The organism is Ornithinibacillus halotolerans (assembly GCF_014637405.1).
In the GTDB taxonomy this organism is placed as follows: Bacteria; Bacillota; Bacilli; order Bacillales; family Amphibacillaceae; genus Ornithinibacillus; species Ornithinibacillus halotolerans.
Map to the genome: position 1 here is coordinate 284,273 of NZ_BMEY01000002.1, position 9,980 is coordinate 294,252.

Annotated in this window: 11 protein-coding genes; 9 read left to right on the plus strand and 2 right to left on the minus strand. The window is 35.4% G+C overall.

Annotation, left to right across the window (positions count from 1 at the left end; translation table 11 throughout):
* The first annotated feature begins 144 nt into the window (after positions 1-144).
* Positions 145-1,472, plus strand: a protein-coding gene (locus IEV35_RS03175; RefSeq protein WP_188383237.1) for an IS3 family transposase whose coding sequence is annotated in 2 segments (ribosomal slippage) — positions 145-514 and positions 514-1,472 — 1,329 coding nt in all. Because the reading frame shifts where the segments join, the coding sequence is not laid out codon by codon here.
* 307 nt (positions 1,473-1,779) lie between these two features.
* Here IEV35_RS03175 and IEV35_RS03180 read toward each other — a convergent pair.
* Both IEV35_RS03180 and IEV35_RS03185 read right to left on the minus strand, forming a co-directional pair.
* Positions 1,780-2,253 carry a competence protein ComK gene (locus tag IEV35_RS03180; protein WP_188383238.1) on the minus strand — a complete coding sequence of 158 codons (474 nt, stop codon included), beginning with the start codon at positions 2,251-2,253 and terminating at the stop codon, positions 1,780-1,782.
* Between the two features lie 102 nt (positions 2,254-2,355).
* A complete protein-coding gene (locus IEV35_RS03185; RefSeq protein WP_188383239.1) occupies positions 2,356-2,616 on the minus strand; it encodes a helix-turn-helix domain-containing protein in 261 nt (86 codons plus the stop codon).
* A gap of 392 nt (positions 2,617-3,008) precedes the next feature.
* Here IEV35_RS03185 and IEV35_RS03190 point away from each other — a divergent pair, with 392 nt between their 5' ends.
* From IEV35_RS03190 to IEV35_RS03225, 8 genes are all read left to right on the plus strand, one after another.
* Positions 3,009-3,572: a sigma-70 family RNA polymerase sigma factor gene (locus tag IEV35_RS03190; RefSeq protein WP_188383240.1), complete on the plus strand. Its 564-nt coding sequence runs from the start codon at positions 3,009-3,011 to the stop codon at positions 3,570-3,572.
* Between the two features lie 52 nt (positions 3,573-3,624).
* Positions 3,625-4,533, plus strand: a complete 909-nt coding sequence (locus IEV35_RS03195) for a DnaD domain-containing protein (RefSeq protein ID WP_188383241.1) — start codon at positions 3,625-3,627, stop codon at positions 4,531-4,533.
* A gap of 278 nt (positions 4,534-4,811) precedes the next feature.
* Positions 4,812-6,104 (plus strand): hypothetical protein, encoded by a 1,293-nt coding sequence (locus IEV35_RS03200; RefSeq protein WP_188383242.1) that lies wholly within the window; start codon positions 4,812-4,814, stop codon positions 6,102-6,104.
* A gap of 285 nt (positions 6,105-6,389) precedes the next feature.
* On the plus strand, positions 6,390-7,565 hold the full coding sequence (locus IEV35_RS03205) for a zinc ribbon domain-containing protein (RefSeq protein WP_188383243.1): 1,176 nt from the start codon (positions 6,390-6,392) through the stop codon (positions 7,563-7,565).
* Between the two features lie 311 nt (positions 7,566-7,876).
* Positions 7,877-8,035, plus strand: coding sequence for a hypothetical protein (locus IEV35_RS03210; RefSeq protein ID WP_188383244.1), 159 nt, complete (start codon positions 7,877-7,879; stop codon positions 8,033-8,035).
* Positions 8,036-8,334: 299 nt separating this feature from the next.
* Positions 8,335-8,613 carry a hypothetical protein gene (locus IEV35_RS03215; protein WP_188383245.1) on the plus strand — a complete coding sequence of 93 codons (279 nt, stop codon included), beginning with the start codon at positions 8,335-8,337 and terminating at the stop codon, positions 8,611-8,613.
* Between the two features lie 304 nt (positions 8,614-8,917).
* A complete protein-coding gene (locus tag IEV35_RS03220) occupies positions 8,918-9,271 on the plus strand; it encodes a hypothetical protein (protein WP_188383246.1) in 354 nt (117 codons plus the stop codon).
* Between the two features lie 267 nt (positions 9,272-9,538).
* Positions 9,539-9,775, plus strand: coding sequence for a UDP-N-acetylglucosamine 2-epimerase (locus tag IEV35_RS03225; protein ID WP_229740622.1), 237 nt, complete (start codon positions 9,539-9,541; stop codon positions 9,773-9,775).
* Positions 9,776-9,980: the final 205 nt, after the last annotated feature.

Below are 9,980 nucleotides of genomic sequence, written 5' to 3' on the forward strand. Positions count from 1 at the left end.
GTGAATTGAAGGGACATGGAGATGGTGAACTACCACCCGAATAATGGACAAAAGTAAAAAAGGACATTATTCGGGTTTTCCTATACCTATAAAGTGAAAATCCGTTTATAATTAAAAATAACTAGATGAGCGGAGGATTTTATAGTGGCTAAAAAACATTACTCAGAAAATGAAATTAAACAACTAAAGCAAAACCCTAATATAGTTGATGTGAAAAAGAATCAAATAACCTATCTCCCTGAGTTTAAGGTAAGGGCTGTTAAAGATAATCTGGAAGGGAAAGCCCCTACTTTAATATTTTTAGAGAATGGTTTCGACCTTGATATTCTTGGAAAAGATATACCCAGGAAAAGGTTATACACTTGGCGAGAGATTTATGATAAGTCAGGTGAACTAGGATTGTTAACCAACTATAGAGGCAGGAAGGAATCTAGTAAAAATTCTAAAGAACTTTCTATTGAAGAACAGCTTAAAAAGGCTGAAGCAAAGATAAAGTTCTTAGAAATGGAAAATGAATTTTTAAAAAAGCTAGAAGAGATGGAAAGGATGGCGATGAAAAAGAAACGAAACTAACACCAGGCGAAAGATATCAACTAATCCATGAAACCATTCAACGTAATAATTTAAAGCGTGTATGTACTTATTTATGTGAACTTGCAGGTGTATGCAGAAGTGGTTATTATGCTTGGTTGGATGCGAAAGAACTCCGAGATTCACGAGAAAAAGAAGATGAATTATATACGGAATTAATTTCATACATCTTTCACCAAAAAAATCAAAAAACAGGCGTATTACAAATAAAAATGATCATGGAAAATGATTATTGTATCTGTATGAACCATAAAAAGATAAGAAGGTTAATGCGTAAGTATAATCTAGTAACAAAAGTGAGAAGAGCGAATCCTTATAAAAAAATGATAAAAGCAACACAAGAGCATCGCACATTACCAAACCTATTAAATCGCCAATTTGATCAAGAAGAACCAAATAAAGTACTATTGACAGATATAACTTATTTATATTATGAAAATGGGCAAAAAGCATACTTATCATGTGTTAAAGACGGGTGTACAAAGGAAATTATTGCACACTATTTATCTACTAATCTAGAAATGAGTATTGTTTATAAAACACTAGAACACCTAGCTCTAAATAGCGGTATTATCCAACCAAATACTATCTTACATTCAGATCAGGGGGTCCACTACACAAATCCAGAGTTTCAAAAGAAAGCGAAAGAATTGAAGTTAACACAATCCATGTCACGCAAGGGAAATTGTTGGGATAATGCCCCTATGGAATCATTTTTTGGACACTTTAAAGATGAAGTAGAGTATAAGCATTGTAAGAATTTTAATGAATTAAAACAAGTTGTGGATTCTTATATTGATGAATACAATAACCGACGATATCAATGGGGGTTAAAGAAAATGACTCCGGTACAATACCGGAATCATTTACTAGCTGCATAAGTGTCCCTTTTTTATACTGTCTATTTTTAGGGTAGCAGTTCATGGATACCATGTCCCATTTCTAGTATATAATAAAATTTAAATTCGTTTTCTAGTTTAGGGAATTTTACAAAATTATGGTTAAGAAGAAAAATCAAATATACTAAATACTTTATTTTTGAGTACAGATTTATTTTTTACATTAAAACTTGCGGATTTCCAGCTGCGTTTCCTGTGTGCTTAAGACCTCTTCAAGTTCATTACCTTTCAAAGTGTCAGTGCAGTACTCCCGCTAATTATTAACCCCAAACCCCCCCACTCCCAAACCTCACCCAATCATCTTCCCAAATCTCCTCACACAAATTGCTGTACGGCTCATCTGTTTTTCTAACACAAAAGTAGAGACGTCAACTTCCACTTCTTTTTCATTTATAAATGTAATAATTGATTTCCTCATGGGATTAGTTGTAGCAGTTTTTATATTTCTAATATGGTGGTAAAAAATCCAGGCACAGTTATAATTTTCAGGGGAGTATGTCGGGAAGGTGAATAAGTTTTGCTTCGGATCGATTGAAATGGGGACCTTACGTTTGTAACCAAATTCGTGAACGACAGCCTCTCTCCGACCTTCATAAGATGAAAAATAATAGAGGCAACTGAATTTGATGATTTCAAGTGGAGTCTGGGTGATATAGAGCGTTCGGTCTTGCTCGTACACAATTGTGTAGTAATCGGTATGTTTTGCTGGGAGTAATGCAAGGGTGTGATTGTTAACTTGGTAGGATGATAGAATTTCCTTCATCGTTATATTCTCCTTTGTAGTATTTTCGTGGATGGAATTGCAGAGGAATTTGCTCGCGCGTAGTATTAGGAGGTATTCATTCTGAGAGAAAGTGAGAATATATTATTTTTGGTCTAAGTCTAGATGATGTGTTTCTTTTTCAACCTTATCGAAAATTGCAGTTAGATCGAAGGGAACAATTCTCCTAATTTTATATAATGTAAAGCTTGAGGGAATAGATTCACCACGTTCAATTCTCTCTAACGTGCTCCTATCTATACCAGCAATTAAAGCTAATTTTAATATAGAAAATCCTGCCTTTTCTCTAGCTGCTCGGATAGTACTTCCAAGAATACGACCGAATACTTCTTCAATTTCTTTCATGCAATTCATCCTCTCAAGGCTATTATCTTAAGAGAATGAATGTCTCGCTACGGCGTCGACGCCGTATTTTGGGGAAGTTGAATAAATAATTAAATAAAATAAGCTAAATCTATTATGCAAAAGACAATTCCCTATTTAATTTAATAGTTTCAACTTCATTCGCCATATTTTTAAATTGTAGAAAATATAAAGCTTGAGAAAAACTTTTGATAAATGCAAGGTACTAGTCAAAATTTCTACCAAACTTCAAGTTCCTCTGGAGAAACGTTACATTTCTCCAGGTTTTTTTTGTTTTCCTTAGAGGAAAATGGAATTTTGGTTGGCCAAACGTTAAATTGTGTTTCTGCACGTTTATTTCCATTTGTCTATGATTTAGATGGAAAAGAAAGGAGGTGGCAAGGAACGAAGAGAAGAAGTTTACCTTCGAGGAGGTGTTCCAACAGAACGAAAGAAGAATTCATTATCATATCCACAAGTTAGGGATAAGAGATCCACATCGGGAATTTTACGTGGAAGGAATTTATGCGTTATGGACGGCGTATAAGAAATTCGACCCCAATAAAGGTCCCATGTCCACGTACTTCAACTTCACGATTCGTAATCGTCTCATCGATATGATTCGTAAAGAGCAGCGGGAACAGCGATTGAAAGAGAAGTTGATGGCGGATGCAGAGATAACCGGGTCATCTGGTAATCACTATGTAGGGAAGACGCTCGGGAAAAAGCATGATCTATTAGATAATCGGGGAAGTGAGATGGATGAAGTAGAACTGTCCGAGTTACTAGATATCATCTCATCCGTATTAACAACGAAACAGATGAAATGGTTCATCGGTCGTTATGTGCACGGGTTGAAATTAAGTGAAATTGCCGAACAAGAAGGGGTAACTGTAGATACCGTGAAAGGATGGGCCAAACAAGCCAGAAAGAAATTAAGGGGGACAGTCCCTCTGTGAGTTGCTTCACAGAGGGACTGACCCTACAAACAAAGAAAGGGAGTTGGAAGCGATGAATTATATTAAAGAAATCAATGCATTTTATGACTTAATGGAGTTAGAGCCACTATCGGCTTCTGGAGTGAGTTTATGGCATACGTTACTACATATTAACAACAAGGCAAGATGGGCAATGGAGTTTACCGTGTCCAGCACCGTGCTGAAATTGAAGAGTGGTTTATCGGAGAGCTCGTTTCAGCGGGCGAGGAAAGAGTTGGTGAAGCGGAACTTGATCGAATACCGCTCACGTGGGAAAAATCTTGCCCCAGCCTATCGAATGACACGACTACAGATTGGCTATATGGAAAGTGGGAATATGATGGTGGTGGAGTATGAGGAAGAAAGCAGTCAGCAGCAAGGGCAAGAGGATGTGGTAGGTCATCATGTGGAGGGGCAAAAGGAGGGGGAAGTGAAGGGGCAAGCGAGTGATAAGGCGGAGGGGCAGACGGATGCGAGCGTGGAGGTATTAAATAAACAAAAAGAAACGATACAAAAGGATACACAACAACCTACTGATGCGGTCGTTTTTTACCAAAATAACTTTGGTGTGGTTAGTCCGTTTGTGTCGGAGGATATTCTTGCTTGGATAGCCGATGTGGGGGAAGAGCTCGTGATAGAGGCAATGAAACGAGCGCTGGAACGAGGGAAGAGTAACTGGGGATACGTGAAACAAATTTTACGGTCTTGGGTGCAGAAAAATATCCGAACGGTGGAAGCGGCAAGAGCGGAGATTGTAGCTTCGGTGAGAAAGCGTGATTCGGGGAGACAGGCTTTTTCACGTGAGGTGGTGCCGGAGTGGTTTTTAGAGCGGAAGAAGCGGAAGCAGGAGGACGTGGAGAAGAGTGTGGTATCTCAGAGTGATGAGGAGCACGAGGATGTAGCGGTGATGTTGGAGCGGTATTTGAGTGGGGCAGGGACATGAGGGACAGGCCCCTTCTACTGGACAATGGGCCACGAAATCTGTTCTGGTGTCTCCAGAACGCCATTAGACAAGCGTTTATCATTATTTGACCAAACAATATTCTAAAACTTTTGACAGTTATGTTATAATATATAAGACTTTTGTACTAGCTAGATAATATAGTATTTAGCGGAAATTCAAATAGAGAGACCTAAATGCTCTTTATGCTAGATATAATTAGTATTATTAATCAAATCGAGGTTTTTATAGAAACATATATTAGTAGGGGAGAGACCTAAATGACCAGAGTCAGGCTACTATATTTATACATAATCGTAGGAATCATCATGACGATATCACTATACTTAAGTCTGCAAATTTACCCGATTGAAAATACTGCAGATAAAGTTATTTTTATTGTTACGGTCGTGTCCATCGTTATTTCATTCTTTGCATTTATCATTGCAATGAATACATATGTTTCTATTGATAGTGTAAATCGAGTCACACAAATGAATGGTAGTGTACTAGAGAATGAGGATTACGTAACATCAATGATTGGTTTATTGGATGAATACGACATGGCAGATCCCAAGGAAGCTAGAGATGCTATCTTCGATGAATTAGAAAAAAGGTTTACGAAAGAGTCAAAGACAGCATTAGAATTTGCAAATAATCTACAGTACTTTATAGACGTCATTGTATTCTTCCCAGCGTTTTTCACGAATGAGGATAGAGATTCTAATGTTAAAGAAATGAAAAAGCTGCTTAATACGATAGAAAAAAAGAAACAGTCACTGATGGCGATCAGTTCTGGTAATTTGACACTTATCGAAGAAACGGTAAAGCTAATTGTTAGTGTCATGGAATATCAAAATTTAGTAAGTGCTCATAACTATAATGTGGAGTCCTCGATATTAAAAGTAAGAGGGAATATGTTGAAAAACAGTGTTACCCAAACAGTCTATTTTAATTACTTAGGTCTCTACTATAATAAAAAGGCTATGTCACTTTTAAGGAAGAGTCTGAAATTGGAAAACGAAGATTTATTATCAATCAAAGGTTTAATCCTTCTTAATCAGAATATAGACAAGTTGATGGAAGAAGATCTAGAACTATTATCCATTTACTTAAATGAATCCAAAAAACACTTTCAGATTGCCCTTGAAAAGAGTAACCAAGACGTCATGTGGGAAGGATTTATTCGATATAATGAAGCGAGAACAACCTTTTATTTAGAAACGATTTTCCCTACCAATGAAGAAATTCAGTGGAAGAAAATGATGGATAAAGCTATTGTAGCTCGTAAAAAGATGAATTTAATTATTAAAGATACCATAAAAAATAACAACGTTTCCTTTTTACAAGAACATTTTCTGTATCAAGAATACATAGCAAGATTGGTTAAGTTTAACCTGTTGTTAGCCATGCAAGAGGATATAACAGATACGAGAGGTAATGTTAAATACCCTGTGTCTGAATATAAGAAGTTACTGGAGGAAGAGTTTATTAAGGAGCCTTATGATGGTCCTTTTGGGAAGGTAAGGGATTATAAGGTGGAGGCTAGGGAGTATTTGGTAGATTGGGAGTAGGGTAGCAGTTTTTTAGGAAAATATAAAGATAAGAGTTTGGAGCACTAGCTTGGGCTGGTGTTTTTTTATAAGCAATAGCTAGTATTAGATTAGAGTCAGAACGATGTCGAAAACTGTCACAAATTTTAATAATAATGTAAACTATTAATCAACTGAGACAAAATCTCTATGACAAATTATCTATTAAGATAGGTTCCTAGTTTAAAAGAAATATTATGATGTCGATCAGAGTGCCGATTCTGTGGATACTTTATTGTAGAGAAAATAACAAAAAGAGGTGCAGGAATGGCAAATGTACATATGAAAGAAAAAAATGTACAGATTTTTTTCCTATTATTATTAGTAATTTCGTATTTTCTACCATGGACTACATTTACACCAGGGGATATAAGCAGCAGTATACTTGAAACAAACACCAGCAACTTATTTGAAAGTACCTTTTCTTTCTTAGATAATGTTTTAGCAGGTTATCTTTCCCCATTATCAATTGGAGATTTTTTCATTATTATTTTAATTACATCTCAAATTTTGCCTCCAATTTTGGGAAGTATAACACTATACAGGATGATTAAAAATAAGACTTTCAAAGGTATAAAAAATATAACCATAATCTTTTCTGTTTTAATTGTTATCATATTTTTTATTTCAAATCTTAACGCAAATAATGTAGGTGTAGATGTAGGTGAATTATCAATAAAACAAGGATTTTTCACTGCGATAATTTCAACTATTGGATTAGCTTTTGCTGCTTCTATTGCAAAGAAATTCAATGAAATCATATCCAATGTAAAGTCCAAAACGAATAATGTTAATTTGACATTGTCTAGTAACAATGAAAAGACATCTATGAATTTCTGTTCTTCTTGTGGAAATGAAATTGTTGGAAATCCTCAGTACTGTAAGAACTGTGGAAATAAGTTAAATGATAGTTTTGTAAAGGGTAGTGGCAATAGTAAACAGATTGATAAGGTTAAAGAGTTATCGAAAAGGATAGGCATTAAAAATGGTTTAATACTATTTGTTTCAATTACTATCATAATTGTCATTATAAACTCCGTTTCCTCAGTTGGGAGTAATACGCCAACTGGTGTGGTGAAGAAATTCATCAACTATAGTGAAGATACGAAGTGGGAAAAAGGCGAAGAACTATATGCTACAAGAGTGAAGAACTTTTTACAATCGGAAAATGCTACCCAAAATATTCGTAATATAATGGGACTGCTGGTTTATGATGAAAGTGGAAGCGGGAAACTGGATGGGTATGTTGTCGAAGAAGAGGAATTAGATGATGATATATGGACTAATTACGGTTTAGAACCTATGGAAAAGTACGGAGAAACAGAAGTGGCAATTGTAAATGCTGATTTAACATTTGATAAAGGAAGAGTTACAGACAGCTGGCAATTTGAATTGGTTAAGGAAGATGGGGAGTGGAAGATACTTAGTAGTAGACCTAGGTAAAGTTTTTGTTTGATTGATAGGCGTGGAGATGGGTTTCGCGCCTGTTTTTGATTGTTTAGGGGATGTATCAATCTTAATTCGGTTGCCTGTCAATTCATGAAGCTAGGACAACCTTTTAATTAGAAAGGATCTTTCCTGCTAATGATGAAATTCAGTGGAAGGAATTGATGGATAAGGCTAGTGTAGCTTGTAGAAAAATGAATTTTATTAATAAAGATACATTAAAAATAACAAGGTTTCATTTTTACAAGAACTTTTCTATACCAACATAGCGAGACCGGTTAAGTTTAACCTATTATTAGCCCAAGCAAATGGATATTACAGATACGAGAGATAATATTAAATACCCTGTGGCAGATTATAAGAATCTGCTTGAGGAAGATTTTATTAAGGAGCCTTATGATGGTCCGTTTAGGAAGGTGAGGGATTATAAGGTGGAGATTAGGGAGTATTTGGTAGGGGAGGAGTAGGGTAGCAGTTTTTCTATGAAAATCTAAAGAAAAGAGTTTGGAGCACTAGCTTAGGCTAGTGTTTTTTTTGTGGAATTAAAAAGAAGTAGATTACATTACACAAGTATAGAGGCAATTCTCGTGTTTCATCATTGAATGCATGTGAATCACCCTGGTATTCCTATAGACCTTTTCACCACTTCATACACCAATACTAGAATAAGTACAACCAGTAATTTAATAAAGATATGTTATAGGTATATTTTCATGTGCAGAAAGGAGGGGAGAAGGTGAAACATGTACTCAAGGTCATATTGGCTTTGAGTTGTCTTTTGGTTGCATGTGGAAATTCTGTAACTGAAGATGAACTCTACGGCTATGCAAAAAATATTATTGAAGTTGAAGTTGCACAGGAGCATGACTTAGGAAATATTGAAATTAACCCAAAGGCATTTACTACATTCATTGATAAAGGTAACGGCTACTGGACTGTTGAAGGACAGGTATTTGACGATTTTGGAAATGGTGCAGATTATACTATTGAGTTTTACTTTGAGAGTGATCAATATGAATACCAGTGGGAGATTATCCCGAGATAGGAATGGGGACGGAACTAGTGCATTATTATAGAGTTTTATATAAAGAAGAGGGACATGGGGACATGCACCATGTCCCGTTATTTTGATATGAAATAGAACGAACGTACTTGTATTTTCTATGGGACATTGGGACAAGAAACCTGTCTCAATTTTCCCTAAGCCTTTCCACTTAGTTTTTAATTAATAAAAGTTCCTTTATGTGGAATTCTAAAATTCTTAGCTTAAGGGATAAGGAATATGTAGAATATTTAAAAGATTTATATTAATATATATATAAATAATAGATATTGGGGGATATGTGTAAATGTCATTTGAATTGATAGGGAAAGGACAAAGAATAAAATCCAGTTCAATAATACCCAAAAAAGATCCTACAGATGTATTCCGGATTGTTATTCCTGTCATTGAAAGTACTAACGAAAACATTAACGTACTAGATGTAACCCTTGTGGAAATTCGAAAAAATGAATGGTATATTGAAAAAATCGAAAATGAAGTTGGAGACTATAATTCTATTAACGATCCAGTAAAAAAAATAAACGAATTGTATTATTATCTTTCACCAAAATTTGAGGAAATGCTGAAACGTTATAAATTAGCAGCGTTATTTGAACAAGATGGATTATTTCTAGGTTCGCCGACTTTAGTTCGATTATAATATAATTTCCCTATATTGTTTTATGCTTATGGAGTGGTACTGTGGACAATACCTAATGGCCTTGCACCAATGAGAACATGGGCCAGGCAGCATGTCCCAATATTCAATATTTGTGGAAGAGTAAAATAGATGTTTGAAACCATCGCCGTGTCACATCGTGTATTAATCAGAATAGGACATTAATACTATCCCAATGTCCTCACTGTAGTAACAGAAACAGCAAATGACATATTAGGTAATCATGACAGAGTAAGAATTATTGAACCTTTGGAAGTATTGGGTTTTCATAATTTCCTTTCTAAATCCAACCTAGTTTTAACTGACAGTGGCGGTATACAGGAAGAAGTTCCAAGTTTAGGAAAACCTGTTTTAGTAATGGTGAAACTAAAGAACGTCCTGAAGTTATTGCTGCTGGAAATTTGTAAATTAGTTGGAATTGATGAAGAGAATATCTACAAGAACTTTAAACTCCTACTTGAGGATAGAATAAATATGAGAAAATGAATAAAGGCGAGTAATCATTAGGGTGATGGATTGTCTAATTAGAGGATTGCTGATGTTTTGGAGAGAGTAAGTATAATTAGAGGCTGGGACAAAACCCCAGTAAATTAATATAAGCATGGTCCTTACCAACGTTTTAATGGTAAGGACCATGCTTATTATTTTTTGCACGCAATTTTCTGATATTAAAGTAAACAAAAAGGACACC

Bases quoted from the DNA above. Each gene is read 5' to 3' on its own strand.
- IEV35_RS03180 (WP_188383238.1), bottom strand. From the start codon at position 2,253: ATGAAGGAAATTCTATCATCCTACCAAGTTAACAATCACACCCTTGCA.
- IEV35_RS03185 (WP_188383239.1), bottom strand. From the start codon at position 2,616: ATGAAAGAAATTGAAGAAGTATTCGGTCGTATTCTTGGAAGTACTATC.
- IEV35_RS03195 (WP_188383241.1), top strand. From the start codon at position 3,625: ATGAATTATATTAAAGAAATCAATGCATTTTATGACTTAATGGAGTTA.
- IEV35_RS03200 (WP_188383242.1), top strand. From the start codon at position 4,812: ATGACCAGAGTCAGGCTACTATATTTATACATAATCGTAGGAATCATC.
- IEV35_RS03205 (WP_188383243.1), top strand. From the start codon at position 6,390: ATGGCAAATGTACATATGAAAGAAAAAAATGTACAGATTTTTTTCCTA.
- IEV35_RS03210 (WP_188383244.1), top strand. From the start codon at position 7,877: ATGGATATTACAGATACGAGAGATAATATTAAATACCCTGTGGCAGAT.
- IEV35_RS03220 (WP_188383246.1), top strand. From the start codon at position 8,918: ATGTCATTTGAATTGATAGGGAAAGGACAAAGAATAAAATCCAGTTCA.